The organism is Prochlorococcus marinus subsp. marinus str. CCMP1375, from assembly GCF_000007925.1.
In the GTDB taxonomy this organism is placed as follows: Bacteria; Cyanobacteriota; Cyanobacteriia; order PCC-6307; family Cyanobiaceae; genus Prochlorococcus_E; species Prochlorococcus_E marinus.
The window spans coordinates 1,322,035-1,348,205 of record NC_005042.1; the positions used below are offsets into that span (position 1 = coordinate 1,322,035).

Genomic DNA, 26,171 nt, shown 5'->3' on the forward strand with positions numbered 1-26,171 from the left:
TAATGACTACTAACAATATCAACCAAATAGAGCCTACTCAAGAGGAGGAAAGATCTGACGATAAAACAAGTCATCCAGGTCTAAAACCCTTAATTAATAAATGGTGGGACGAATTTAGCCTTAGAGCAAAACTATTAGCTATTGCAACTTTGATTGTAAGTCTTTTAATGTCTGGCATTACATTTTTCGCCTTAAGCAGCATTCAAAGGGATGCTGGAATGAATGACACTAGATATGCAAGAGATCTAGGCTTATTGCTTTCTGGCAATGTCACTGAACTAGTGGCAAAAGGTCAAGAGAGAGAACTTTTTAATGTGGCAGAGAAATTTTGGCGGTCAAGTAGGAATATTCGATATATATTCTTCACGGATACTGAAGGAATTGTTCAATTAGGTATCCCTATAAGCGCTACTCCTAGTGATTCAAAAAGTGAGTTTCAGTTAAGGAAAAAACTTCAATTACCACAAGAGTTAAAAAAACGTCCGCAATTTCCTCTCGTAAGACAGCATTTAACTCCTCAAGGCCAGGTTACAGATGTATTTGTTGCTTTACTTTTTAAGGGTAAATATGTAGGGAATCTTGCATTAGGGGTAACTCCCAATAAAAGTGCTCTTGCTAGTGCTGCATTGACAAGAGAAATAACTATTGCCGTATTTATATCTATATGGATACTTGTAATTATTGGTGCTGTATTTAATGCTCAAACTATTACCAAGCCCATACGAGAACTTGTTTCTGGGGTAAGGGAAATTGCCAAAGGTAATTTTAAATCAAGAATTATTTTGCCAATGAGTGGAGAACTAGGAGAACTACTAGATGGTTTTAATAACATGGCTTCTCAACTTGAAGATTATGATGCTGCTAATATTGAAGAGCTAAGAGCTGCACAAGTTAAGCAACAGTCCCTAATTGCAACTATGGCAGATGGTGCCATTTTACTTAATGAAAAAGGTAAAATTGTATTAGTAAATCCAACTGCAAGAAGATTATTTAGGTGGGAAGGACGTAATTTAGAGTCTCAAGATTTACTAGATGAATTACCAGAGTTAATCGCTAATGAATTACACCCTAATATCACTTCAATATTAAATAACTTGTGTGAAAGTGACGAGTTAAGGTGTAGCACAGGCGAACCTGCAAGAACACTAAGAATTGTCTTACAATCAGTAAGAGATTCCAGTGGCTCGACCTTAAAAGGAGTCGCAATAACAATTCAAGATTTAACTAGAGAAGTTGAACTAAATGCTATTCAAAGGAGATTTATCAGTAATGTTTCACATGAACTAAGAACACCCTTATTTAACATAAAAAGTTATGTTGAAACACTTCATGATCTTGATGATAAACTTGATCATAAAGAGAAAATGGAATTCCTAGAAGTAGCGAATTCTGAAACTGATAGACTTACAAGATTAGTAAATGATGTTTTAGATTTATCAAAAATAGAAACCGCAGGCAATGTAAATTTTGAAGCAATTAATCTAGCTCCTGCCATAGATCAAACAGTCAGGACATATAGACTAAATGCTGAAGATAAGAAAGTGGAAATCTCTCAAGAAATAGAAGAAAATATGGAGCTAATACTCGGCAACTGGGATTTACTCTTACAAGTTTTAGATAATTTAATTGGCAACGCTTTAAAATTCAGTTCTGCTGGCGGCAAAATTGTTTTAAGAGCATATACTTGGCCTGATACATGTATTACTTCTTCCCCAAAGATCGACAAAAAAGATGCCCCTTCTTGCGAAATTATATATCCACTCCCAAGATTAAGAATTGAAATTGGAGACACAGGTTGCGGAATATCAGAAGATAGTCAATTAAGAATTTTCGAAAGGTTCTATAGAGTTGAAAATGATGTCCATACTGAAGTTGGGACTGGGCTTGGGCTATCCATCGTAAGAGAAATCATCGAAAAGCTTGGAAGCAATATAAGGATGGTAAGTATTCCTGGAATAGGAACAACTTTCTGGTTTGACTTACCACTAGCCATTAATGATGCGGATGAAATTCTAGTTGAATCTGAAAGAATGCGTTTAAAATGGGACCGCAAATTAGAAGAAGAGCTTACCTAATTAAGCTTATTTCTTCTCTCTTTTATCTAGAGATTTAAATACACCTGATATAGAATCCTCACCACTAATACGATGGGGAGCACCGCTAAAAATTTGCTCAAAATTAGTAAATGAATCCTTGATTTCAGGTCCTTCATTAGTAATTATAAACTCTCTAATTCTCTTGTCATGCCAAGATCCACGCATCTTAAACACATTAATAGCTCGAGCCATTTCTCCTCTTATCTCTACATACTGAAGCAATAAAATAGTATCTGTAATTGTTGATATATGAGAATCAGTAATAGAATGACTACCCATAAACTCTTCAGCTGTATTAGTAAAGAATCCCGCTATTTCTTCCTGCTTTGCATAGCCAGTAACACCTATAACAAATTGCCTGAATGCATTTAGACTTACCCCACGAGCTAGCGCAGAAAGAGAGTCAATAGCCATTCGAGATGGTTTAAATTCTGTTATTTCTGTCTTAATAATTTGAAGATGATCTTCAAGACCTGTTGATTCTGGATATGCGCAAATGATCTTTAATAACCCATCAGCTTCCATCTGTTCAAAATCAATCCCCCAACTGGTCGCGTTCCTAAGAAGCTGAGCCCTTGACTCTTCGTAAGCAAAAATAATGGCTCTTTCTTGATTGCGATATGCATCTTCTATAAATTTAGATACCAACATTGTCTTACCAGTACCTGTAGCCCCAGTAGCAAGGATAATTGAATCCTGAAAATACCCTCCACCACACATATCATCTAAATCAGGCACACCTGAACTGATTCGAATATTTGAAGAACGTTGAGTTAATCGCATTGCTCCCAATGCAAAAACAGTTATCCCCTCAGCTCCCATTGTGAAAGGAAATTCCCCTTTCATATGAGTAGTGCCTCTCAATTTCAAAACCTCTACTGTCCTTCTCCTTTTTTCAGACTCGAGTACATTCCTCAAGATCACAACATTATCTGAGACAAATTCTTCTACTCCATACCTAGCAATAGGTCCATATTCATCAATTCTCTCAGAAGTCATAACTGTAGTTACCCCTATTTCCTTAAGTCTTGCAATTAAGCGGAAAATCTCTCTTCTAACTACGTAAACAGCATCATATTGTTGAAAAACAGCAGTCATTGAATCGATCGCTACTCTCTTTGCTTTGTATTTTTTGATTGCGTAACTAATTCTTTCGATTAATCCAGACAGATCAAAATTACCTGCTACATCCTGCCCATCAGGATCAGGAGATGCATCTAAAACAAACAACTTATCTTGATTAATTAATTCCTGAAGATCCCAACCAAAGCTTCCTGCATTTCTGATTATGTCTAAGGGTGATTCTTCAAAGGTTACAAAGACTCCTGGTTCATCAAAATGGCAAATCCCATGATGCAGATACTGAAGAGAAAAAACTGTCTTTCCCGTACCAGAAGTGCCACTCACCAATGTACTGCGAGCTGTAGGCAGCCCTCCCTGACAAACATCATCAAATCCTTCGATTCCAGTTGGCAGCTTCTGAACTTGCATCTTTGGGATTGGGAAATTGCTAGAGGAAGGAATAAGAGCTGAGCTCAGAATTAAAAGCTAGTAACAAATGACATATCGGGCTTGACTTTTAAAGTGATATTTAAGATTTGCCCTCATCGGAGCTGAATTCGGAGTCAGGAGATCCAGAAAAGAAATCACTTTCAGACAATTCTTCAAAAAGCAAATCCAAACCAATCAATACTCGCTCACGATCAGAAAGGTCTCCAATTATTCTTCTGACGGGAGGGGGCAGGATTTTTGCCAAAGTTGGGGTTGCAAGTATCTTATCTTCCTCTGCTAGCTGTGGGTTTTTAAGCACATCAATTACTTTCAAAGCATATACACCTTTAAAGTCTGTTTGCAAAATTTCTCTCAATGTAGTCAAAGCTCTCATGGAATTAGGAGTATTCCCAGCAACATAAAGTTTGAGTATGTACGTTTTACGAGGACTCATTACTTAATGCTCCTAGAGAAAGACTTTAATTGATATATCTAAATCTTGACGGATTTAACCTCTAAGAGTGAGGATGTTATCTTGTCTTTCGATTGTGTTACAGGCTTAATCGGACATTTTTGAGAAATGCCTTTTTCATTTTTCAAGAATACCGAGCCTGTTCATGTCATTTGATTTCATGACCCCAAATAAAACAAAAAATTCTACTGTTGGTAACTACGCAATAGTTGAAACTTCAGGCACACAATTCTGGCTAGAAGCAGATCGCTACTATGACATTGATAGAATCAATGCAAATGTAGATGAAACGGTTACTTTAGACAAAGTTCTTTTAATCAATGACCAGAAAGGCTTTGCTATTGGCAAGCCTTACATAAAGGGAGCAAGTGTTCAATTAAAAGTTATGGCCCACAAAAGAGGGCCAAAAATAATTGTTTATAAAATGCGTCCTAAGAAAAAAACACGCACAAAGAATGGGCACAGGCAAGAGCTAACAAGAGTAATGGTTACATCCATCTCTAATGGTGAAAAGCCCAAAAAAGCCACTACTTCTGCTAAACCAAATACAAAAAAACCATCTACTGCCGTCAAATCTAGTAAAGTAGAAAAAACACCTGAATAAAACTTCTTAACTTCCTAATTTCAATGGCACATAAGAAAGGCACTGGTTCTACTAGAAATGGTAGAGATTCAAATTCAAAACGTCTTGGAGTCAAAGCCTATGGTGGCGAGAAGGTTACTGCAGGCTCAATCCTTATAAGGCAAAGAGGGACCTCTGTTTTGCCTGGAGCAAATGTAGGGCAAGGTAAAGACGACACCTTGTTTGCTCTAGTTGATGGAATAGTAAACTTTGAAACTATAAAACGAAGTCTTAAAAAACGTAAGCGTATAAGTGTTTCTCTCGCCTAAAGAAAATTTGTTTCTTTTAACTTATAAGAGCGTGCTGTAATTAAAAAAGGATGAAAAATTTCAACAAAATTACTTTGCAGAGTTAAAAAGAAATTTTCAATCATATTCTGATCATCAAAGTGAAATGGATATTCACCATTATTTCCTTTATAAAAGTACCAATTCATTAAAACAACTGATTCCTTCGATAGACATTTAGCAAAGGTTAAAAGCTGTTCTGAAGGATTAGGCAAATGTTCTAAAACATCAAAGCAAATAATAGTGTCAAAACTTACTTCACTGATGCTCGCCATATCTCTATGAACTGAAATAAATTTGCTTATTCCTAATCTTTTAGCTCGCTCGAAAACAAATTCTCTATTTTGTGGATTTAGATCAACAAAAAATACATGTTCAACTTCCTTCAAGTTTGCTGCTGCCAATGAATGCGTCCCTATACCACCGCCAAAATCTAAAACTTTTCCATGAGCAAACTTTTTCTCAAGGCGTAATGTATCAGCTATGTACTCAGAGCTGCCTAAATGCCAAGCGGCAAGATCAAAAAGATGCGCAATCCCTACATCATCTTCATAGAAACTAGTTACATCCTTTTCACTCATTGAGCCAGGGTGTAAAGAAGACATTTTATCTAACCCGCATGAAATATGATTATCAACTGCATCCAGATTCAAATTAAGGTATTCAGCTAAATGCTCTTTGAGATGAAACCCTGATTTAAGGAACTCTTCAATGTTTAAGTTATGCATAGCCCACAACGGTTGATTATCTTTAAAAGATAAACTTATATCTTTTCATCTCAATAAAAATAGCAATAACTACAAACCCTTATTAAAAAATTTCCGTGAATAGTATTGCCTTGGGCTTTTTAGTAATAAACAAACCCGCTGGCCTAACATCTCATGATTGCGTTAATCGACTAAGAAGAATATATGGAATAAAGCGCATTGGCCATGGAGGGACTCTTGACCCAGCTGTAACAGGGGTGCTTCCTATTGCTATTGGGAAGGCAACGCGATTACTTTCATTCCTTCCATCACCAAAAACATATGAAGGCACTATCAAGCTCGGTATTAGCACTAATACTGATGATCTAACAGGAGAAACTATTTCAGAGCATTCTTGGGATCAAGTAAAGGAAAACTCTATACTCAATTGTCTAAATAAATTTCAAGGTGAAATTAAACAATGTCCGCCTATTTTTTCAAGTGTTCATATCAATGGTGAACGAGCATATAAGAAAGCAAGAAGAGGAGAGTTTTTTGAACTTCCTCCCAAGCTAATAAAAATATATAGAATCAAGCTTATAAACTGGAACAAAAAAGATGGCACAATTGATCTAGAAGTTCATTGTTCTCCAGGCACTTATATTAGGTCTCTTGCTCGCGATATAGGAAAAAAGCTTGGCTGCGGAGGGGCCCTGGCAAAGCTAAACCGAACAATGGCATTAGGATTTAATATTGATCAAGCAATAGAACTGCCTGATCTTGATAAAAATAACGACCTAAATAAGCCCATGATTATTGATCCATTGAAAGCACTAAGTCATTTGCCAAGCATAAAGTTAATGACAATTGATGAGCTCTCATCTTGGAGAAAAGGTAAGCACCTAATACTTTCAAAAAGTAGGCTTAAAAATCCATTATATTTAATAGAAGATGATAAAGATATTCCCAAAACGTTCCTTACAGTTATTAATAATGAAAACCATCTTATAGGTTTAGCACGATGGCATCATGAGCCATTTAAAATAGAACCAAAGATTGTCTTTAATGCAGATGGGTAAGAATAAGTTCTTAGAAAGATTATCTAAGTGAAAAACTAATAATCTTAGTACCTTTATAAAAGTGTCGCAGAATTTCTCTATATTTTGCTCCTCTTTCAGCCAAATATTTAGCTCCCCATTGACTCATTCCTACTGCATGTCCAGATCCATTACCGTTAACTAATAGAGAATCACCATAAGTTACGTTTGGCAATTGCAACAAGTTGTTGATTATAGAAGTAGAATTTTTCCTATATATCGCATCATTCTTTATATCATTAAAAAACTCTTTATCATTCTGATTAGGAATAAATGAAGAGGGAATCATTTTAAATTTAACTAGAGTACTTTTCAAATTCAAAAGGCTTCTGATTTCCTTGCCTGAAAGATAAGTTATTCCTTTAGGACCATAAATCTTAACTCTTTTAACTCTTTGAGTACTTGATTGTTCAACAATACGGATTGCATTAAGCCCTCCTAAGTCAAAGAATAAATTCTGAAGCTCTTTTTGAGAAAAATGTTTTTGCCACTTATAATTAGGACTATCTTGATCATAATCACGAACGCTTATTAGATAAGGCCTATGTTTGCCCCAAACTGAATAACTGGATTCCGTCTCCCCTCCAGAACCACTGTGGAAAACAGCCTCTATCAATCTACCCTTATCAACTAATACCAAAGACCTAGTCCTATTAACAGCTTCTTGCGTTCTATTTGTTTCAGCCTCTACACCTAAATAAACTTGATTAGAAATATTTGAATTTAGATCATACTCACCTGTTTTCTTTAACTGACGTAATGCATAAGTTCTTGCTGCTATAGCTTGAGACTTCAGAGCTTCTATAGGCCAATCTTTTGGCATTTCACTCCCTACAACACTTTTGAGGTATTTCTCTATGCCCAAATAATTAACTACTTTTATAGTTGAATCACTATTCAAAATTCTTAGTCTTCCACCATATCTACGTTTACCTAACCAAATTCCCCTTGGGTCCCTTGTCCCAACGGACAACTCTTGACCTTTTTTAAGGCTTATCCATTGAGGAGAATCTCTGTTAAATGAATACCTCAACTTCCCATTATTCACATTTAAATGTAGCGATTTAATAGATTTCCGATTCAATCCAAGTCCTTTAACAATAAGAGGTCGCGATTGATCAGCTCTAAGGTGAATCTTCTTAGCATCCAAAACTAAAACACGAATTATTGGTTCTGACTTAGCAAACCCCCTTTCTTGCAAAACAATTGCAAGAAAAGAAATAGCCAATAAAATTTTTCTTGGCAACTTCCTCAAAACCAAGGCAATCGCGATTTTTCTAATATAAGAATCTAATTTGCCTCCTCGACAGTTTTATGTAAAGTCAAAACAAGTTAAAACATGAAAGTTTTTCTTTATTTAAAACCCTTTTGCTTTGCAGATTACATTTCTAGGAACAAGCTCAGGAGTGCCAACTAGAAGCCGCAATGTTTCTGCATTGGCTTTAAGGCTTCCTCAGCGTTCAGAGTTATGGCTATTTGACTGTGGAGAAGGTACCCAACACCAATTCCTTAGAAGCGATCTAAGAACCTCTCAGCTTAAGAAAATTTTCATCACGCATATGCATGGTGATCACATATATGGCCTCCCTGGCCTCATGGCAAGCTTGGGATTAGCAGGAAATTCCTTAGGCTTAGATCTTTATGGACCTTCAGCCTTAAAGGGTTTTCTTGATGGGATTTTAAAAAGCAGCTCGAGTAGAATTTCATATCCGATGAAAATTCATGGCTTAGAGCTCGAATCAGCAGAAAATAAAATTATTTTTGAAGATAATGATTTTCTTGTTACATGTACTCCTTTAATACATAGAGTGCCGGCATTTGCTTACAGAGTTGATGAGAAAGCAAAGCCTGGTCGTTTTGATGTAGAGAAAGCAAAAGCCTTGAGAATTCCTCCTGGGCCTATTTACTCTCAATTACAAAAAGGTCAAATTGTCAAACTGAAAGATGGTCGCATTTTTAATGGGAATGATTTTTGTGGACCACAAAGAAAAGGTGCAAGTTTTGTTTACTGCACAGACACAATGTTCGCTCAAACAGCCCTAAAACTAGCCAATGGTGCAGATTTACTAATTCATGAAGCAACTTTTTCTCATGAAGATTCAGATTTGGCTTATCAAAGACAACATTCCACTTCCACTATGGCTGCTCAAATTGCTTCTGAAGCCAATGTAGGGCAGCTGGTTCTAACACATCTAAGCCCAAGATATGCCCCAGGTAATCGCATTTCTCCCAATGATCTGTTATCCGAAGCAAAGTCGATTTTTCCTAATACCCTGCTAGCAAAGGATTTTCTTCAAATTGAAATACAAAAGCATGCAACAGTTCGTGATACCTGAGCACACTAAACCCACATCATGAAAGAATATGTTTCATCGGTTGTTTCCGTAAGTCTTTGGTGTCCTCAATGGCCTCTCTTATTTCTTCTCTGAAAAGATCATTCTCAAAATTACTGATTCTATTACCAGTAATTATCGGCCTCACTGTAAGTCCTCTTGCAGTAAATGCTTTATATCCAAGCGACCCATCTTCAGTAGATGCGCTTGATACAAGTCTTCACGGCCAAAACCTACAGAATACTGAATATGTCAAATACGACCTTTCAGGTAGAGATCTAGGTGACGCAGATTTAAGTGGTTCATATTTCAGCGTCTCCAATCTTCAAAAAGCAGATCTTCGTGGAGCAAATATGCAAAATGTAATTGCATATGCAACGCGCTTCGACAATGCTGATCTTTCAAATGCAAACTTTAGTGGTGCAGAACTATTAAAAAGTCGTTTTGATGGAGCAGTAATTGATGGTACAAATTTCACTAATGCAGTTCTAGACTTACCTCAAGTCAAATCACTGTGTGAAAGAGCTACTGGTCAAACTGCTGAGAGTCTCGAATGTGGAGGCCTAAATCAAAGTTACGTTCCTGCCTCTGAAGAACAAAATAAGTTCAATCCTGGTATTAGCTAATACATCTAAGCTAATCACAAAAAAACGGGGTCTTAAATTTAAGACCCCGTTTTTTTGTGATGTATAAATCAAAGAACCTATTGTAAAAAGCTATGGAGCTGTAATGTAATAAAAGGCAGCTGCAGCAGCTCCAACAGCAAACATTGGTACACCTACTAGCAAATGAGCAGTAGCAAAGCCTTGTCCTTTAGATCGCAAAATGTAATATCCAACACCCGCGGCCCCTGCAGCTAAAGGAATAGCAGTATGTAGAAGTGCTGCAACTGCGTGATAGTCGAAGTTCATTCTTAAATTTGAGCTTATTTGATGAGTATCTCAGCAATCGATGATGAGAACTACTCCAAACCTCAATGATGCTTTATTTCTTCATCTTCATTTATTTTCTAGAACCAAGCCTAAAAGTCAAAAAAGCTTACCCAGACTAGTTTCTTTAGAAAAGCATTCAATTTTAGCTGAAAGAAATAAAATTCTAAGCAGAGCTCACAAATCAGGGTATAGGTTTGAAGGTTCTTTAGAACGCGGATGCTTGCTATACCACCACTCCTGCATTGGCGGTTTAAATTTTGCTGAAAAAAAGGTCAATATTGTTGATATTGGTTTCGATCCTGGCTGAAGGATATCAACTGAATACGATGGGCACCGTCTTGCCGCAATGTCAGGTACAAAGCGTCTACCAATCCTCCTCCAGCTTGGCTCTTTACTCCTCCAAGCCAAGCGAGAACAAGGCCAAGGAAGTTCTTCTCTATCAAAAAGCCTGCAACAGGGACCAACAATACGATAGCTGAAATGTCCTCCCTCACTAGGATGCACGCTACCGTGTTCCATAATATTTTCTTGCTTTTTTTGGGGAAATGATTCAGGACTCACAAATAAATAACAGTAAATTTGATCAAAAAAAATCAGCCACCCATTGAGAGTGACTGATTTAAGCTTGATTAGCAAGTATTAAAAAAACTTTCTGAAAGAAACAGACAGTTAGTAAAGCTCTTCTTCGGCGTGAGTTGTAATGGTCACGTCAGAAGTTGGATAAGCGACACAAGTCAAAACAAATCCAGCTTCAAGCTGGTCATCATCCAAAAAGCTTTGATCAGATTGATCTACACTCCCAGAGGTTATTTTTCCTGCGCAAGTAGAACAAGCACCTGCTCTACATGAATAAGGGAGATCAATCCCTTGCTCCTCTGCAGCATCGAGAATGTACTGATCATCAGGGACCTCAATGGTTTGATTCAAACCCTCACTTTCGCTTACGAGGGTGACTTTATAAGAAGCCATGGGGTATACAAGAGGGGGACTTTGTGAATTGGAGGTAAAAAATATTACCTCGAGATGAACCCTTTTTACACTGTATTGGGTCAAATGTGGCTCTCAATTGTCAAAAATAACAATCAAGCCAATCAAAAAGCATTCACCTATAAGATTGACTTATCAATGGTTGCTTTTAAGGGTGATTTCTGCATAGGCGTATTAAAGCCCAGTTATCGCTGGAATAAGAGTCAATTAGCTCCCAACCCAATATAGAGAGAAAATTCGTTATATCCTCAACTTGAGCAACCAATAATCCACTTAAACAAAGCCGACTATATGAATGAGTAAGTTTAAAGAAGTAAGGTGCCAACTCCTTAATGACTGGAGAAAGTGTATTACAAATCAGTAAATCAGCACTTAAAGGATTCAACTGATTCGCCAAATTCTCAATAGATCCAAGAGAAACACTTAATTGCTTTTGACTGAGATTATTCAACACTATATTTTCAGAAGTCGCTCTTACAGCTAGAGAATCTATGTCAATAGCCCTAACTTCTTTAGCACCTAATTTAATTGCAGCTATTCCCAAAACTCCACTTCCACATCCAATATCAACAACTTTCTTGCCTAAAGGCGGGTTACGTTCAAGATCTTCTAAACAGAGACGAGTAGTTGGATGGCTGCCTGTTCCAAATGCACTACCTGGGTCCAGTTTAATAACAATTCTATTGGAATATATGTCAGGCAACTCTAACCAAGAAGGCAAAATTAAAATCTTCGACCCAACTGGATCTGCCTTCCAAAACTTCTTCCAGCTCGAGCTCCAATCTTCATCAATAATTTTTTCCCATTTAGTATTCAAGACATCTTCCCGAAAAGCCTTATTCAAAGCCAACAAAGAATTCTCAAACTCTTCTCTATCTTTTTTCAACCACTCGTGGGAAGGCAACCAAACCATAAGAGTTTGATCTTGCAAATTATCTGGGGATCTTTCAATTGCATAGCTTTTTATTCCAGCCATATTTAAAAACCACAAAAAACTTTCCTCAACATCAGGGGGGAAAACTAATTCGAATTTCCACCAAAAAAACTCAGTTGATTGAATCACTTCCTTAAAAACTGAAGACTAATAATTAAAAGGTAACTGCATGGGCTTGATTAATTCCCTCGACCGCGAGAATAGAGGTCAAAAGTTCTGATGGGATTGGATCATCAATACTCAAAACCATTACAGCCTCTCCTCTAACTATTCTTCTTCCAACCTGCATAGCTGCAATGTTGACATTATGAGTCCCAAGTAATGAACCTAATTTCCCAATAATGCCTGGCATATCTCGATGTCTTGTAAAAAGCATGTACCTGCTAGGAGAAACATTGATTGGAAATTCATCAATGCTAGAAATTCGCAATTCCCCATCAGCTAAAACTGTTCCAGTCACACTATTAGTACCTTTGTCCGCAAAGGTTCTTAGCTGTAGTGAACCTCCTGGGAAATCAGGGCTGGCTTCATCTTTCACTTCCTCAACACTTATTCCTCTACCTTGGGCTTCTAAAGAAGCATTGACGTAATTAATCCTGTTGCCAAGGGCACTAGAAAGCAATCCTTTCAAGGTTGCTATTACCAATGGCTGGGAAGGATGTTGGGAAAATTCACCTTGAAGCTTGACTTCAATTTTCTGAATCTGACCTCCTGAAACTTGACTGGCTAATAAACCAAGTGATTCAGCAAGTTGCAAATGAGGTTTAAGACTATCCATTATTTCTGCTGAAAGGCCTGGTATATTCACAGCACTTCTTGCAGGAAGGCCTAAAAGAACATCTCTAATTTGTTCTGCAACATCTATAGCAACATTCTGTTGGGCTTCTGCAGTAGATGCCCCTAAATGAGGTGTAAGGATCAGATTATTTTTAACATTCAATAATGGAGAGTCATTCTTCAAAGGCTCTTGAGAATATACATCTAAAGCAGCACCACCAATAACATTAGAATTCAATGCCTCTGCAAGTGCAGTTTCATCAATTATTCCGCCTCTAGCACAATTAACCAATCTCGCATTTTGCTTCATAGAGGAAAGCAATTTAGCGTCAACTAGATTTTCTGTTTCTGAAGTCCTAGGCAAATGAAGAGTTATGAAGTCAGCCTCTTTAAAAAGATCATCTATAGAACTAAGTCTTACCTGCATCTGTAAAGCTCGTTCTGCAGAAACAAAAGGATCAAAAGCCATAACATCCATTCCCATGGCATTTGCAACCTTTGCAACATGAGAGCCGATTTTCCCAAGGCCCACCACTCCTAAAATTTTCTTATAAAGTTCGTTACCAACAAATTTCTTTCTATCCCACTTTCCCGAGATAGTACTTAAATGTGCTTGAGGAATATTCCTTGATAGAGACAAGAGTAAAGCAAGAGCATGCTCAGCAGCAGCAATAGTATTGCCTCCAGGAGAATTTACAACGATCACTCCACGCTTCGTAGCGGCAGGAACGTCAACATTATCTACACCAACACCAGCCCTACCTATAATCTTTAAATTGACTCCAGCCTCAATAATTTCAGAATTGACTTGAGTACCTGAACGAATCATTAAAGCTTCATAGTCTCCTATAATTTCTTTTAGCTGATTGGATGAAAGACCTAAACGTTGATCAACCTGAGAGACTTGACTCAGGATGTCTATGCCCGCATGGTCTATTGGGTCTGAAACTAGAACTTTTGTCATTTAAGGCGAAACTATGCCTGAGTAAACTTTAATAAGCAAAAGGTTACTGATCCGTTTTCTATCAAATAGGTCAGAATTTAAACAATTGAGGACAGTTTTTGTGGCCACTTGCATCCTTGTACTAAAAGACCAAGAAACAGCATATGAACTTTTGGAGAAATTAAAATCCAACTCAACCCTAATAACAAATTTTCAAGTCATAGAGCCATCTGCGAAAGACAAAGTCAATCCTAAAGACCCTCCAAAACAATTAAAGGATGGACTACCAAAGACGTTCAAGTTCAAAGATGTGAAATTATTTAATCCAAAGCTTTCTCAAAAAGAACGGCAAAAAAAAATGTCCCTATGGTTAATGCCTTTTGGATTTATAGCTGGTTTAACCTTCGCGGGGATGACAAATCTGAACACCTTCTCTAAGTTTGGCATAAATCCTTTGGGAGAAACATTTACAGGAGGTCTTCTTGGCATGACTTCTGGATGGATAGGAAGTTTTTTTGCCGCTAGGAGTGTAAATACTTCTGAGGATGAACTTAAAAGTCTTCGGAAACGCAATGAGCAAGGACTCTGGCTAGTTGTTCTAGAAACCCCTTTTGAAATTGAAGTGCCATGGCAATTAATTAAAGAAATCGAACCAATAGAAATAGTCAATCTAAATGTAACTTGAAACTTTCTAGAAAAAAGCTTCTAAAAGGTTGTATCTATCCTAAAAAAATAGAACAACTTCTTATCGAAACCGAACATGTTCTAAAGACTTGGACTCCCATTTGGACATCATTTCTTAGTGCTCCAGTTCAGGAAGAAATAAAAAACGTTTTTAAAGAGATTGCAGATATCTCTTATTCCTCAAATGGCGGTTATCCCAATGCTGAACGGAAAAGAATTCTCTTACAAAGACAGCAAAATGAAACCTTCTTGAATGATGAGAATGTACCAATCAAAGCTATTAAAATTGAAGGTAATTTCTTATTTGATAGAACTGAGCCTGAAGATTTCCGCCAGTCTATAGCTGAAACTGGTGTCAAAGCAGAGGAAATTGGTGACCTTTGGATTACAGGGGATAGAGGCGCCCAAGCAATGTGCACTCCAGAAGCATTAAAGCTTCTCCAAAACAATCAAGGCTTTATAAGAGATGTAGAAATCAAATACAAATCAATCGACCTAACAGACCTTAGAATTCCTTTTCAACGTAACCCTAAAAAAATTACATCAGTTGAAGCTTCAAAAAGATTGGATGCTATTGCTTCTGCAGGTTTTGGGATTTCAAGGGCTAAAATCATTTCTCAAATTAGAGAAGGAAGAGTAAGGCTAAACTGGCACACAATAAATAATGCTAGTCGTGCACTGACAATAGGAGATCGGGTTGACCTTGAAGGGAAAGGAAGTATAGAAGTACTTAATCTTGAGATCACTAAAAAAGATAGATGGAGAGTGGAATTAATAAGAAAATAAAAACTCTTAAAGCCTTTACTGCTAGCTTATTTGTATAAGAGCCTTAAATTTGAGCCATAAATTTAATGGCTTTAATTTCGGGCGATTAGCTCAGAGGTAGAGCACTACCTTGACACGGTAGGAGTCACTGGTTCGATTCCAGTATCGCCCATTCCCTGTGAAAGAATTTGAGAATCCACCTCCAATAACCGTAGCCATTGGCTTGGGGCGTTCAGGCGTGGCCGCCGCCAGGTATCTAAACGATCAAGGTGAAAAAGTCCAAATATTTGAATCGTCTAAGAAAGCATCCTTTGGGAAATTATCTGGAAATTTGGAAAAGGAAGGGATAAAAGTAAACCTTGGTGTCCCTCTAAATTTTTCAAGCTTTCAACCAATTCTAGAAAAACTTGCTTTAGTAATCGTTAGTCCTGGAATTCCTTGGGATCATCCAACCCTTAATCAACTAAGAAAAAGAGGAATAATTGTTGAATCTGAAATCAACCTTGCTTGGAGAGCGCTAAAAAATACTCCTTGGGTAGGCATTACAGGAACTAATGGTAAAACTACAGTCACTCACATGCTCAACCATGTTCTTAACAACAGTTTTATTGAATCAACAATTGGTGGAAATGTAGGTAAGGCAGCTACCGAAATTGCTTTAGCTCTAAGAAAATCGACTAAACACAAGCCAAAATGGCTGATCATGGAACTCAGTAGTTATCAAATAGAAACTGCTCCTGAGATATCTCCAGAAATAGGAATATGGACTACTTTGACTCCCGATCACCTAGAAAGACATGGGTCTCTAGAGAATTACTTTGCCATCAAAAGAACACTCATCGCAAACTCATCAATCCGAATATATAATGCTGATGATAAATATTTATCAAAAAACCGATTAAATCTTCCCAAGGGATTATGGGTTAGCGCTCAAAAATATAATTCAAATATAAATCAATTGGATTTTTGGATATCATCAAATGGAATGGTAATAGAACAAGGAAATGAATTATTTCACTCTTCAGCACTTCAATTACCAGGAGATCATAATTTACAAAACCTTCTTTTAGTCTCAGCTGCTGCAAGAAAAATTGGTCTGTCCGGAATGGCAATAGAAAATGCCTTAATTAGTTTCGCAGGGATAACTCATAGACTTGAAAAGGTTGATAAAATAATAGACATAGACATCTTTAATGACAGCAAAGCTACCAATTTCGACTCTGCAGAAATAGGCCTCAAGGCAACTTCAGCTCCTGTAATACTTATAGCGGGTGGACTATCGAAGCAAGGCATTTATCTTGATTGGATTAATCAAATTAAAGAGAAAGTATGTGCTGTTATACTTATTGGGGAAAGCAGAGTTAAATTACAACATTTAATTAAAAGCCATGGTTTTAGAGGGGAAATTGTGTGCTACGAAAAGCTAGACAAAGCTGTAGATAAAGCAATAAAACTTGGTGTAAAATTTAGGGCAAAAAGCATACTATTCTCACCGGGTTGCGCAAGCTTCGATCAATATAGTAATTTCGAGGAAAGAGGTGATCATTTTAAAAAACTAATAAAGGAATCTTCAATCAATTACAAATTATAAAAGATACTTCCTTGGCTAACTTCTACAAGAAATATAATAAAATCTTCAAGCACAATTCATATTGGACGGTGATCACTCCAAATCTGAAGTAGCAAAATCTATTATTTAAAGATATATTTAAACCAGACTAGTTGATGATTGTGAATGAAACCCCTCCAATCCCAGAATCTATAGGCTATAAAAAGCTCAACAAACTTCTATGTAATGCCAAGAAAGATTTACAAGGGTTAAAAGACACTGAAAATGAAAATCAATCATTAGAGCTAGAAAGCAAGCTTGAGAAATCGCTAGAGCATTGGTTGTCAGTGAGTAATGAACTAATTAAAAATATTCGTAGCGATAAAGAATATTTATCAACTTTGAAAGAACCAAATGCATTGCTTGCTCTAGGAGCTATGGAAGCACATATAAACATGGCAATACAAGCATTAAAAGCATCACAATCTGAAGATTAAATTTTTATACCTAATCAAAAAAGAATCTTTCTATATAGACTGATTCAATTTGGAGAACAATTCATTTACTCTTTTTTGGTTAACTCCAAGATCACCCAAACCTATTCTAGAAGCTGATCTGACTTGTATTATGTTTTTTGAAGGAATTCGAAGAATCTCAAGATCATCTGGGAATCTAAAAACAAAGCTCCTCACAATTCCATGCCAATAATCTTTATCACTCTCAATAACCGTGACTCTAGGTAAATCTGAGGAAATCTGTATTAGCTTTTCATAGGCTTGATTAATATTTCGAAAAGACCATTCCACTCTTACACAATTAGTTGAAATCAAACATTCAGAAAGATTATCCGGTTTAGATAAGGCCATTGAATCACTAGTTCCTGTGACTAATAATATAATTAAATAAAGAGGAATAATAATTTGCTTCATTAAAGTCAAGGTCTAAAGAAAGCGATGCTTCTAATAGGAAGAGTTGACAAATTATACTTAATTAAGTATAAGAAAATATGGAAATCTCTAAAAGAAGGCCTTCTAAAAGGTTTATAAGCCAAATCAACTTTGAGGAAATAGATCACAGACTTTCCTGTGGATGGCATGTAGAAGTTGAAGGAAGTGGCCAAAGAAAGAGATATCTAAGAGACATAACTGAATGCCCTCAATTGGAATCAGAAGATAGAATTGCAATCTAGAGTTTTCTCTTTCGAATTTCTCTAATACCCTTTACGAAGACTTGCATAGCCAATACTCTGCATAATTTTCCAAAAATCTATCTTAAAGCGTAATAAAACAAACTTATTGCAAAACCCTTGAGGATTACCTCTAGACTTACAAAACACCCAAGTTCTCTGAACAATTTCTCATGAGGCATTAAAAGTCTTCTAAGACCTTGGCTAATTACTTACTGACATGGACCCCTTCGACCCTGCCATCCACTATGGACCTAATGATGCTGGAGTTTCTGCCATTTCAATAGCTCTTGTTGTTTTAGGGTTATTAGTTGGCTCCTGGGCATTTGGAGCTTTATATGGAATTATTTCTAATTACTTTCAAGGCAAAGGAAAGAAAGATAACTAATCAAATCAACAGGAGGGAAACCATAAAAACGATTATGAGCTTTAAAGATATTTTGCCAAGATGCGTTAATGATTAATATTTAAAACTCAACTAACTGAATCTTGCTAAGGAGTTAATCAATGGTTGACTTCAGATGTACCTCTAAGCATTGGGTTACACACTCCGTACCTTCATCTCCAAGACTACATGCCGTTATGCATTCAAAATAAGAGTCAATTGCGTCTGTTTCATCAACAAAATTAGAGTGATCCTTAGAACTAGACATGTGTTCGCACAAACTTAGGCTATATCTTTAGCATAACTTAGTGATGATGTGACGAATTAGTTACCATAGATAAAGTACCTAAGCATTAATTACTACCATCATATTGACGCTTTAAGTATTCACTGTGACAATCATCCAATACTAAGAAAAAAGATTGAATGCATGAATCAAATGATTTCAAAGTATATTAGTTCATTGAATTTTAATAAGGGATCGAAATGATCGGATCAAAGCTGAAAGAAGCTATTCGAAGTTATTCAGACTTCCCTAAAAAGGGAATACTTTTCCATGACATCTCCCCTATATTTTGTAAGCCTGATCTATATCAAGAGTTAATAGAAGAAATGGCAAAATCTGAAATATTAAACTCCTCAGATGCAATTATATCAATAGATGCTAGAGGATTTTTATTTGGGTCTTGTATATCACTTAAACTTTCGAAACCCCTAATACTAGCAAGAAAGGCTGGGAAACTACCTGGTCCAATCTTATCAAGTACTTACAACTTAGAGTATGGAGAAAATAGTTTATCGATTCAAAAAGAATCGTTAAATGAATTCAAGAATTTTGCCATTATAGACGACGTACTAGCAACTGGTGGAACCATAAACTGTGTTAAAAGTCTATTAACTTCTCACAATAAAAATATTTCCGGAGCTTGTGTAGTAATTGAGCTACTTGCTTTAAAAGCTAGAGAAAAATTAGATTTCCCTATATATTCAACATTAACACTTTAGATTCAAGCTAACTACAAAGTTGAATTCAAGGGATGATAAATAGTCTAAGGTTATTATTCTAAAATAGAGTTCTTAATCTAACGCCTTAAAAAAATTAAGCAAATACTCTATTGGAACTTATTAGAAATAGCACAATATCACGAATAAGACATACATTAACAACCATTAACTCGGAAGAAAATCTCTTGAATGAATTGGAATTTCAAGAAGGTAATTTTTTTTACAGCACAAACCATTGATTATTAATACATTATTTCCCAATTGGTTAAGAGGAAGCTACTAAAAACGTATTGTTATAGAAAAGGAGCAGTCTATGGAAGCTATTAACTCTATGGATTTATTAGGATTAGTAGCAGGCACTTTAACAACAATTGCTTTCGTTCCACAGCTATTAAAAGTATGGAATTCCAAGTCTGCAAAAGATATATCCTATGTAATGTTTATTATGTTTATATTAGGAATAGTCTTATGGGAAATCTATGGTTGGGGAATTCATTCATTACCAGTAATTTTATTTAATGTGATTACTTTTTTTCTTGGTCTTGCAATATTAATCCTAAAATTTATATTTGACAGCCGAGAAAATAGCATTGTTAATAAGGACTAAGATTTTATATTATAATAAGTATACGTGATTTAGTTTTGACTATTAAATTCATCCTTCTCAGATTCTTGGCCGACAAAAAGCCACCTTATCTCTTGAGACTCAACTATTTTCAAGTCATCTAAGGACATAGCCGCCCCACCTAACAGAGAATCATCAAATAATTCTATTGCAGTACTCATATTTAAAAAGAATCAATTAAACCAAAGCAAATAAAACCTACACAAGCAAGCCTCTATTATTAATTCGTTAAGTAATTGAAAGCCATATAAACATTCTATTAGATCTAATGCTTACATCAATCTCATTATCTTTGACAAGGAAAAGGGTTAATAGTAATACTAAATGTTGGATGCTATTACTGAAAAGAAAGGATCTCCTCCTGCTCCTAAAAATCCTAGGAAACCCTCCTTTTTAGGAACCTTTACAATTACCTCTGGCTCAGCCCAACCTTGTTTAACTAAAACATTTTTAATGTAATTAATATGATCTAAATCTGACCCTTGAGTCCATACAAGAGGTGCTTTTGACCAAAACGCCCTATTTGAAAAAGACACTATAAGTTTGCCCTTAGGTTTAATAATACGTTTTAAATCAAATGCAAGTTCTTCAGGATATTGTAAGTACTGCCAAGCCGCTACCATTAGACAAACATCTATAGAGGAATCTTCTAAAGGTAATTTTTGCTTAATATTTAGATTCTGAACCCAATAAGAATCCAATCGATCATTTCGCTCCAGTTCAATTTGATTAAGACCATGGCCAATAACTCTTTTATATTTAACCTCTTTGGGTAAATGACTAATCCAACTAGACATTAAATCCAGTATGATTGAATCCTTAGAGATTCTTTTCCTATATAGATCTGTTAGTTCTTTAAGGAATAAATCATCTAAATGAGTGACAAATCTAGGTTGAGCATAAAAGATAGAGTCATCTGTACTATCTTCCTTGACCCTTTCTATATCAGTTAAAACATTGACACTCATTTATAAAAGATGCCTAAAATAACTACGGACAGTCTAAACTTACGCTATATGGTAACTTGCAAAAGTGCAATTCATTTAAAAATATAAAAGCCATGTAGAGACTAAAATGTATTCCTCATTAAATTATTTATAAAAGAACCAGTTTTCTCATAAATATGTTTTTTTTCTCTCTTAATCACTATCCCATAGGGATTTGTGAAAATGGCAAACAATATTCTCAAAAATCTAAGTAAATCTTTCTTCTTTGAAACCGCTGTCAATTCTAATGAATCTAATTCGTCTAAAATAGATTTATCAAAACAATTTTCATCCTTGAAGGACTGTAGTATCTTTTTTCTTTCACTAAAAGAGATTGTACTAAGCAATATTTTCATTCCACGGACAGAGTCAGAATCACCATTAATGATCTCACGAGAAATACTTTGAAAAAGATTCTCCCACTTATATGGCTCTTTTATAAATAAATCAGAGGCTTTACTTTTAGGATTAGCCTTTAATAGCCTTTCTTTTTCATCTTCATCATTCTGACTTGATCTCCAGTAATCATGTAAAGGAGAAATCTTTTTAATGAAAGAAGAATCCATTCAAAATTTATTCTACAAAATCATACAAACATACAGATTCTTTATCTTATTTTTTTACCAAAATCATCGAAGCCTCTTTAAATAATTCACGAAGTCCTTGCATTACAAACCAACCTAGGGTTAGACCAATTAAAAGAGGTGCAAAATGAGTTGAATAGTTCATAATCTCATACCTTGTAATTGATTGAGGGGGCCCAGATGCGGTTCAAAAGATAGCCCCCGAGCCGGTGGTAGGCACTTTTTCACTTTAATAAGTGAAATAAATAATCCATATAGGCTCTTTTTACTTCTAAGCCAATATGAGTTTTCTGTCTATAAGAGTAATAACTCAGGCATTTATACACAGTTGAGATAAAAAGGGGAAAAGTCAGACAAGCCAAGTTCTTTTACTTTGAAGCTAATAAAAAAGCCTCGTCAAAATGACGAGGCTTAAAAGATTAAATCTTTTAAATACAGCTAAAAAAGTTTTAGAGTTGAAAACGTTTTTCAGGATCTCCCTGATAATTTTTGACGTTCCGTTCCTTCAAACTTTTCTGGATCGTTACAGTCTCTTGCATACCAATGGAATTGAGAGACTTGAATTATGGCAAGAATTCCAAATACTACTGGTAGCAATTGGAACCCACCTGATGGCTTTACTAAGCCTAAATCTGATGGATGAGGCAGCTGAGTTGCGAAATCCAGCAAATGCGAGAAATCAATCATATCGAGGGTAAGTAGTTTTAGTCAGACAAGGTGATCCGTGAATTATCCAAGTTGGCTACTGCGCTTGTAACTTTCCTGAAATCAAAGCCCATTGCACGAATTGCATGCCATAGGTGACCTTGAATAAAGAAGAATCCCAAATAGTAATGTACATTACTTAACCAAGCACGTGAGGTGTGCCCAGTAACCACTCCATCCATGTTCCCTGTATCTATCCAATAAGGAGAGATGCCAAACTTAAGCTGTAAAGTCTCGCCATACCAAGCTTCTGGATAAACAGTTGTATTAGTTGCACACCAGAAGGCTGCAATAATCGCCATCCAACCGATACCAGCTAAAGACCAAGAGAGAACTGCTTCTGCTGAAAGCAATCCAGCACCTTTGAAGTTGGTATAAGTACCAATTTGCTTAGTTGCAATATGGAATGCACCACCTCCAATCTGGAAAAAAGCTAAGAAAGCATGGCCACCCATTACATCCTCAAGGCTGTCTATCTGAATGAAATCAAATTGATGATTCCAAATCTGAGTAAGGTCAAGGTTGTAATTAACCTGACGAATCGCCTCTATAGCAGGGTCGTAGATTCCATGAACTCTGGCCCATTCAACAAACCATATATTGGCAACACCAAAAAAGACAAGGTGATGGCCAAGGATAAATGTTTGGTTGTCTGGATTGTCCCATTCAAGCTTAAACCTAGCTGCTTGACGGTGCTCAGGACGACCATCAGCAAATAAACCTGAAGAATTCTGAGTATCTTCACTAAAGATAACTGAGTGTAAAAGTCCAGCAAGTGCATAAACGAATGAGCAAATCAGATGAAAAATACCAACGAAGGCAACATCTTGACCTGTCCAAGCTCCTGCTTGGTCAAAACCAATACCCAAGGAAGCTAAATGAGGGATACTCACCATCCCTTGATGTCCCATTGGGATATCTGGGTTGAAGCGTGCAAGTTCCCATAGGGTGTTTGCACCAGCTGTAAAAGCAATTAATCCTGTATGCGCAACATGTGAGCCTATAAATCGACTTGACTTGTTGGTTACTACAGAGTTACCAACCCACCACCCGTAAGTGGGGTCTGGATTTCCATAGGTTTGCATAGGTTTTAGAAAAGTATTTTAAAAACTTCCCAGAGATTACAGTCATTTTGCGAATGAAGGGTAAGTAGTTCAACATCCGTAAAAAAGATGAATAACATAAAAATGATTCGACTTAAAGGCTATGACTCTTTTTCTTGGGATAATTGAAGAAAACCTAGCCAAAGAAATCTTGGATTACTTAAATCAAATTGCTCAGCTATGGGCAAGACCTATATCTAAAGTTCTAAAACCTCATACAATTTATCTATGAAATTAATACGATGATTTAAAGTCTGCGCACCAAACTTCTTTTGTTGCTGCTTTAAAATAGTAGAGGCCTTATCGCCAAATGCCTTTTGAATAAACTCTTTATCTTCTGAGATCCATTGAGAAAAAATATGTTCTTCAATCTCAACATGAAACTGAATGCCATACGAGCAAGGCGGAATACAAAAAAACTGTTCTGCACAAATATCGCTACTAGCAATTAATTGGGCCCCCTCAGGCAAAATAATTCTGTCTCCATGCCAATGCAAAACCTTTGGTCTTAAATCACCTGAAAAGTTAAATGGATTATTTGCATTAATGAAATAAATTGAACCCCACCCAACTTCTAACCCTTCTTTTTTGTTCTTTCCTAGAGTTAATCGCTCCACTTTACCTCCTGCAGCATATGCCAAAAGCTGAGCCCCCAAGCAAACGCCGATTACCGGTATTTTTTTCTGCAAAGCAACCTGCAATAAACTGATCTCCTTAAGAAGCCATGGGTAATTATCATTATTCATATCTCGAAGGCCCATAGGACCTCCCAGTATTAATAAAACATCCTCTTCTAATAAGTCAGGGACTGCGTCTCCTAAATCTAATCGGCAAATAATCACATTCATCCCACGTTGAAGAGCCACTTTGGCAAACAATCCAGGTCCTTCTCTTCCCAAATGTTGAAGAACTACTAATCTGAACATCTAAAACAAATAAAACCAACTTAAAAGCTTCATTAGTAATCAATCATTTGTTGAAATTAAAAAAGAAAAAATTATCAAATCAAATGCTTTTTGAATGTTTCATGAACATTAACTAGACCAATTCTGGAAAAGGTCTACTACACTAACAATCAAGCCAAAAGCAATTACGGGAGGAGATACCCAACGAAGCATGAATTTGAGATATCTGCGTACCCTATGATTTGAATTACAACCTGCAAGATCTTCATCAAATCTATTCGGTACAACCCAACCTAAGAAAATAGACAACAAGAAGCCACCTAGAATTAGCAATACTCCTCCGAAAATGCTATCCATCTTTCCTAAAACATCCAAATTCAAAGCAGAAGGTATGCCAAGTACAAATAACAACCCTGTTGAAACAAAAACCGCCTTAGATCGCCCCCATCCTAATCGATCCATTATTGAAGAAACTGGCACTTCCAACAAAGAAATAGAAGAAGTAATAGCAGCAATATAGGCAAGAGCAAAAAACAAAATTGCTACTACTCTGCCAGTCAAACCAAGCGTTCCCAATCCAGTAGGCAATGAAATAAATAATGTTCCAACAGTCGAACCACTAATTACTTCCTTAAGTCCAAAACTCATTACGATTGGGAAAGTAATCATTCCTGCTAATAATCCAACCGCTGTATCAATAGAAGCAACTGAAACAGCTTCTTTTGGCAATTGATTCTTTTTATCCAAATAGGAGGAATAAGCCACCATGATTCCAATACCTAGACTTAAAGAAAAGAATGCTTGTGTAAATGCATTGCGAATAGTTGACGGGTTAAAGAATTGAGAGGCATCTAGCTTTAAAAGAAAAGTTCTATACCCTTCCCAAGTTCCTGACAAAGTAGCTGCCCAAAGAGCAAGTATCAAAAGCAACCCAAAAAGTATTGGCACACCCAATCTACTTAGCCGCTCAATTCCTCCTCGAACCCCAGCTGAGACGACAATAGCTGTAAGCAACAAACTTATAAGTTGACCTAAAAGGACACTACTTCCAGAGCTAATTGAACCAAAGAATGTTTCTGCTTCAGAAAGGTTCGAGGGCAATCCAAAGAAAATTGAATGTATGAGGGTATCTAAAGTCCATCCCATTAAGACTGCGTAATAAGAGCCTATTCCCAAAGGAGCAATAACAAACAGCCAGCCCATTGGACTCCATCGAGGTCCCGCAGCATTTACTGGTGCAAGCAAGGGACTACTTCCTGTGCTTCTTCCAAGAACCATTTCAGAAACAAGTACAGGAAGACAAACAACCAAAACAATCAAAATATAAAGGAGTAAGAATGCCGCACCACCTCCTTCAGAGGCTCTATAAGCAAAGCCCCAAAGATTACCTAATCCAACTGCACTGCCAGCAGCGGCAAGCACAAACCCCCATCTAGACCGCCATTGTTCTCGTAATGCCATGAAACCTTAAAAGGAGTAAATTTCAACTAAATCAATTATGAAAACTTCAAGCAATATCAACCATACATAGTTAGCTCTTGTAGGAATTAGCCTTAAATTCTTTCACTAATAAAAACTTTTGCAGACAATTTAAATATCAGAGTTTAAATGTATGAATTAATCCAGAGCAAAAAGCTTTAACCGAAAATAGAAAGACTCAAATCAGAATTTAATCCATGCAAATCAATATATTCCTGAAAAACATTGGAATCAAAAGCTTTTTGAGCAGCAGATCTTGATTCAAATTCCACAACAACCCCTAATTGACCTCCGTCCCATTCATTTAAATCAGATTTTTGACTAATGTCCTTTGCTATTACGATTCCTCCAACTGAAAGCAACCAAGGAATAACCGTTTGGATGTATTCAATAAATAAATCCGTGCTTTCAATACTTACCTGTTTAATCCAATAACCTTTTGACACGGAATGATTAAGAAAATTGGAAGAAGTATCGCATATCAAGTGCCCAAAGGACGAAATAAAGGATTTCTCAAGTCAAGAAATAAATTAACCCATAATGAATTAACCAA

33 protein-coding genes and 1 tRNA gene are annotated in these 26,171 nt (G+C 36.4%); 15 read left to right on the forward strand and 19 right to left on the reverse strand.

Annotation, left to right across the window (positions count from 1 at the left end; genetic code table 11):
* Positions 1–2 precede the first annotated feature (2 nt).
* Positions 3–2,075 (forward strand): HAMP domain-containing sensor histidine kinase, encoded by a 2,073-nt coding sequence (locus PRO_RS07005; RefSeq protein ID WP_011125573.1) that lies wholly within the window; start codon positions 3–5, stop codon positions 2,073–2,075.
* A 6-nt stretch (positions 2,076–2,081) separates the two neighbouring features.
* On the opposite strand, the gene kaiC is transcribed toward PRO_RS07005, so the two are convergent.
* Both kaiC and kaiB read right to left on the reverse strand, forming a co-directional pair.
* Positions 2,082–3,587: a circadian clock protein KaiC gene (gene kaiC, locus PRO_RS07010; protein ID WP_011125574.1), complete on the reverse strand. Its 1,506-nt coding sequence runs from the start codon at positions 3,585–3,587 to the stop codon at positions 2,082–2,084.
* A gap of 100 nt (positions 3,588–3,687) precedes the next feature.
* Positions 3,688–4,041 (reverse strand): circadian clock protein KaiB, encoded by a 354-nt coding sequence (gene kaiB, locus PRO_RS07015; RefSeq protein ID WP_011125575.1) that lies wholly within the window; start codon positions 4,039–4,041, stop codon positions 3,688–3,690.
* 163 nt (positions 4,042–4,204) lie between these two features.
* Between kaiB and rplU the strand changes: the two genes are divergently transcribed.
* Positions 4,205–4,663, forward strand: coding sequence for a 50S ribosomal protein L21 (gene rplU / locus PRO_RS07020; protein ID WP_011125576.1), 459 nt, complete (start codon positions 4,205–4,207; stop codon positions 4,661–4,663).
* Positions 4,664–4,686: 23 nt separating this feature from the next.
* On the forward strand, positions 4,687–4,950 hold the full coding sequence (gene rpmA, locus PRO_RS07025; RefSeq protein ID WP_011125577.1) for a 50S ribosomal protein L27: 264 nt from the start codon (positions 4,687–4,689) through the stop codon (positions 4,948–4,950).
* Here the strand turns inward: rpmA and PRO_RS07030 are convergent.
* A complete protein-coding gene (locus PRO_RS07030) occupies positions 4,947–5,696 on the reverse strand; it encodes a class I SAM-dependent methyltransferase (protein WP_036891922.1) in 750 nt (249 codons plus the stop codon). The two genes, rpmA and PRO_RS07030, sit on opposite strands and share 4 nt — an antisense overlap.
* 95 nt (positions 5,697–5,791) lie before the next feature.
* On the opposite strand from PRO_RS07030, the gene truB reads away from it, so the two are divergent.
* Positions 5,792–6,733 (forward strand): tRNA pseudouridine(55) synthase TruB, encoded by a 942-nt coding sequence (gene truB / locus PRO_RS07035; protein WP_011125579.1) that lies wholly within the window; start codon positions 5,792–5,794, stop codon positions 6,731–6,733.
* A 19-nt stretch (positions 6,734–6,752) separates the two neighbouring features.
* Here the strand turns inward: truB and PRO_RS07040 are convergent, their stop codons facing one another.
* A complete protein-coding gene (locus PRO_RS07040) occupies positions 6,753–7,997 on the reverse strand; it encodes a SpoIID/LytB domain-containing protein (RefSeq protein WP_052039699.1) in 1,245 nt (414 codons plus the stop codon).
* A 127-nt stretch (positions 7,998–8,124) separates the two neighbouring features.
* Between PRO_RS07040 and rnz the strand changes: the two genes are divergently transcribed.
* Together rnz and PRO_RS07050 are read left to right on the forward strand one after the other, a co-directional pair.
* Positions 8,125–9,087: a ribonuclease Z gene (gene rnz, locus PRO_RS07045; RefSeq protein ID WP_011125581.1), complete on the forward strand. Its 963-nt coding sequence runs from the start codon at positions 8,125–8,127 to the stop codon at positions 9,085–9,087.
* 68 nt (positions 9,088–9,155) lie between these two features.
* Positions 9,156–9,710: a pentapeptide repeat-containing protein gene (locus tag PRO_RS07050; RefSeq protein ID WP_011125582.1), complete on the forward strand. Its 555-nt coding sequence runs from the start codon at positions 9,156–9,158 to the stop codon at positions 9,708–9,710.
* Between the two features lie 90 nt (positions 9,711–9,800).
* Here PRO_RS07050 and PRO_RS07055 read toward each other — a convergent pair whose 3' ends face one another.
* From PRO_RS07055 to serA, 5 genes are all read right to left on the reverse strand, one after another.
* Entirely contained in the window at positions 9,801–9,995 is a 195-nt protein-coding gene (locus PRO_RS07055) for a hypothetical protein (RefSeq protein WP_011125583.1), read from the reverse strand.
* Positions 9,996–10,190: 195 nt separating this feature from the next.
* Complete coding sequence (locus PRO_RS07060) at positions 10,191–10,535, reverse strand: hypothetical protein (protein WP_036892005.1); 345 nt, start codon at positions 10,533–10,535, stop codon at positions 10,191–10,193.
* A 150-nt stretch (positions 10,536–10,685) separates the two neighbouring features.
* Positions 10,686–10,985 carry a ferredoxin gene (locus PRO_RS07065; RefSeq protein ID WP_011125585.1) on the reverse strand — a complete coding sequence of 100 codons (300 nt, stop codon included), beginning with the start codon at positions 10,983–10,985 and terminating at the stop codon, positions 10,686–10,688.
* Positions 10,986–11,151: 166 nt separating this feature from the next.
* A complete protein-coding gene (gene prmA / locus PRO_RS07070) occupies positions 11,152–12,066 on the reverse strand; it encodes a 50S ribosomal protein L11 methyltransferase (protein WP_011125586.1) in 915 nt (304 codons plus the stop codon).
* Between the two features lie 25 nt (positions 12,067–12,091).
* On the reverse strand, positions 12,092–13,678 hold the full coding sequence (gene serA, locus PRO_RS07075) for a phosphoglycerate dehydrogenase (protein ID WP_011125587.1): 1,587 nt from the start codon (positions 13,676–13,678) through the stop codon (positions 12,092–12,094).
* Between the two features lie 100 nt (positions 13,679–13,778).
* Here serA and PRO_RS07080 point away from each other — a divergent pair, with 100 nt between their 5' ends.
* The 5 genes from PRO_RS07080 to PRO_RS07100 all read left to right on the forward strand — a co-directional run bounded on the left by PRO_RS07080 (position 13,779) and on the right by PRO_RS07100 (position 17,152).
* Positions 13,779–14,342, forward strand: a complete 564-nt coding sequence (locus PRO_RS07080; protein WP_011125588.1) for a hypothetical protein — start codon at positions 13,779–13,781, stop codon at positions 14,340–14,342.
* Positions 14,339–15,127 carry a photosystem II S4 domain protein gene (locus PRO_RS07085; protein WP_011125589.1) on the forward strand — a complete coding sequence of 263 codons (789 nt, stop codon included), beginning with the start codon at positions 14,339–14,341 and terminating at the stop codon, positions 15,125–15,127. Before PRO_RS07080 ends, PRO_RS07085 begins: the two co-directional genes overlap by 4 nt.
* Positions 15,128–15,206: 79 nt before the next feature.
* Positions 15,207–15,278: transfer RNA gene (locus PRO_RS07090), tRNA-Val, on the forward strand.
* Between the two features lie 6 nt (positions 15,279–15,284).
* Complete coding sequence (gene murD / locus PRO_RS07095; protein WP_011125590.1) at positions 15,285–16,697, forward strand: UDP-N-acetylmuramoyl-L-alanine--D-glutamate ligase; 1,413 nt, start codon at positions 15,285–15,287, stop codon at positions 16,695–16,697.
* A 140-nt stretch (positions 16,698–16,837) separates the two neighbouring features.
* Positions 16,838–17,152, forward strand: a complete 315-nt coding sequence (locus tag PRO_RS07100; RefSeq protein WP_011125591.1) for a hypothetical protein — start codon at positions 16,838–16,840, stop codon at positions 17,150–17,152.
* Positions 17,153–17,182: 30 nt separating this feature from the next.
* Here PRO_RS07100 and PRO_RS07105 read toward each other — a convergent pair whose 3' ends face one another.
* Positions 17,183–17,584, reverse strand: a complete 402-nt coding sequence (locus PRO_RS07105; protein WP_225866383.1) for a DUF1499 domain-containing protein — start codon at positions 17,582–17,584, stop codon at positions 17,183–17,185.
* Positions 17,585–17,661: 77 nt separating this feature from the next.
* On the opposite strand from PRO_RS07105, the gene PRO_RS07110 reads away from it, so the two are divergent.
* Both PRO_RS07110 and PRO_RS09410 read left to right on the forward strand, forming a co-directional pair.
* Positions 17,662–17,844: a hypothetical protein gene (locus PRO_RS07110; RefSeq protein WP_011125593.1), complete on the forward strand. Its 183-nt coding sequence runs from the start codon at positions 17,662–17,664 to the stop codon at positions 17,842–17,844.
* Positions 17,845–18,061: 217 nt separating this feature from the next.
* Positions 18,062–18,229 carry a hypothetical protein gene (locus tag PRO_RS09410; RefSeq protein WP_011125594.1) on the forward strand — a complete coding sequence of 56 codons (168 nt, stop codon included), beginning with the start codon at positions 18,062–18,064 and terminating at the stop codon, positions 18,227–18,229.
* 112 nt (positions 18,230–18,341) lie between these two features.
* Here PRO_RS09410 and PRO_RS09415 read toward each other — a convergent pair whose 3' ends face one another.
* A complete protein-coding gene (locus PRO_RS09415; RefSeq protein ID WP_036891931.1) occupies positions 18,342–18,494 on the reverse strand; it encodes a hypothetical protein in 153 nt (50 codons plus the stop codon).
* A 218-nt stretch (positions 18,495–18,712) separates the two neighbouring features.
* On the opposite strand from PRO_RS09415, the gene PRO_RS07115 reads away from it, so the two are divergent.
* Positions 18,713–19,231 carry an adenine phosphoribosyltransferase gene (locus PRO_RS07115; RefSeq protein ID WP_011125596.1) on the forward strand — a complete coding sequence of 173 codons (519 nt, stop codon included), beginning with the start codon at positions 18,713–18,715 and terminating at the stop codon, positions 19,229–19,231.
* A 313-nt stretch (positions 19,232–19,544) separates the two neighbouring features.
* Positions 19,545–19,838, forward strand: a complete 294-nt coding sequence (locus PRO_RS07120; protein WP_011125597.1) for a SemiSWEET transporter — start codon at positions 19,545–19,547, stop codon at positions 19,836–19,838.
* A 29-nt stretch (positions 19,839–19,867) separates the two neighbouring features.
* Here the strand turns inward: PRO_RS07120 and PRO_RS07125 are convergent, their stop codons facing one another.
* The 8 genes from PRO_RS07125 to PRO_RS07160 all read right to left on the reverse strand — a co-directional run bounded on the left by PRO_RS07125 (position 19,868) and on the right by PRO_RS07160 (position 26,064).
* On the reverse strand, positions 19,868–20,017 hold the full coding sequence (locus PRO_RS07125; RefSeq protein WP_164923239.1) for a hypothetical protein: 150 nt from the start codon (positions 20,015–20,017) through the stop codon (positions 19,868–19,870).
* A 159-nt stretch (positions 20,018–20,176) separates the two neighbouring features.
* Positions 20,177–20,824: a methyltransferase domain-containing protein gene (locus PRO_RS07130; RefSeq protein WP_011125598.1), complete on the reverse strand. Its 648-nt coding sequence runs from the start codon at positions 20,822–20,824 to the stop codon at positions 20,177–20,179.
* A gap of 101 nt (positions 20,825–20,925) precedes the next feature.
* On the reverse strand, positions 20,926–21,408 hold the full coding sequence (locus PRO_RS07135) for a hypothetical protein (RefSeq protein WP_011125599.1): 483 nt from the start codon (positions 21,406–21,408) through the stop codon (positions 20,926–20,928).
* Between the two features lie 486 nt (positions 21,409–21,894).
* Positions 21,895–22,113 carry a hypothetical protein gene (locus PRO_RS07140; protein ID WP_011125600.1) on the reverse strand — a complete coding sequence of 73 codons (219 nt, stop codon included), beginning with the start codon at positions 22,111–22,113 and terminating at the stop codon, positions 21,895–21,897.
* A gap of 17 nt (positions 22,114–22,130) precedes the next feature.
* Positions 22,131–23,216, reverse strand: a complete 1,086-nt coding sequence (locus PRO_RS07145) for a chlorophyll a/b binding light-harvesting protein (protein ID WP_011125601.1) — start codon at positions 23,214–23,216, stop codon at positions 22,131–22,133.
* 215 nt (positions 23,217–23,431) lie between these two features.
* Positions 23,432–24,160: a type 1 glutamine amidotransferase gene (locus PRO_RS07150; protein ID WP_011125602.1), complete on the reverse strand. Its 729-nt coding sequence runs from the start codon at positions 24,158–24,160 to the stop codon at positions 23,432–23,434.
* A 108-nt stretch (positions 24,161–24,268) separates the two neighbouring features.
* Positions 24,269–25,600 (reverse strand): sodium-dependent transporter, encoded by a 1,332-nt coding sequence (locus PRO_RS07155; RefSeq protein ID WP_011125603.1) that lies wholly within the window; start codon positions 25,598–25,600, stop codon positions 24,269–24,271.
* A 176-nt stretch (positions 25,601–25,776) separates the two neighbouring features.
* A complete protein-coding gene (locus PRO_RS07160) occupies positions 25,777–26,064 on the reverse strand; it encodes a DUF1330 domain-containing protein (protein ID WP_011125604.1) in 288 nt (95 codons plus the stop codon).
* Between the last annotated feature and the right edge of the window lie 107 nt (positions 26,065–26,171).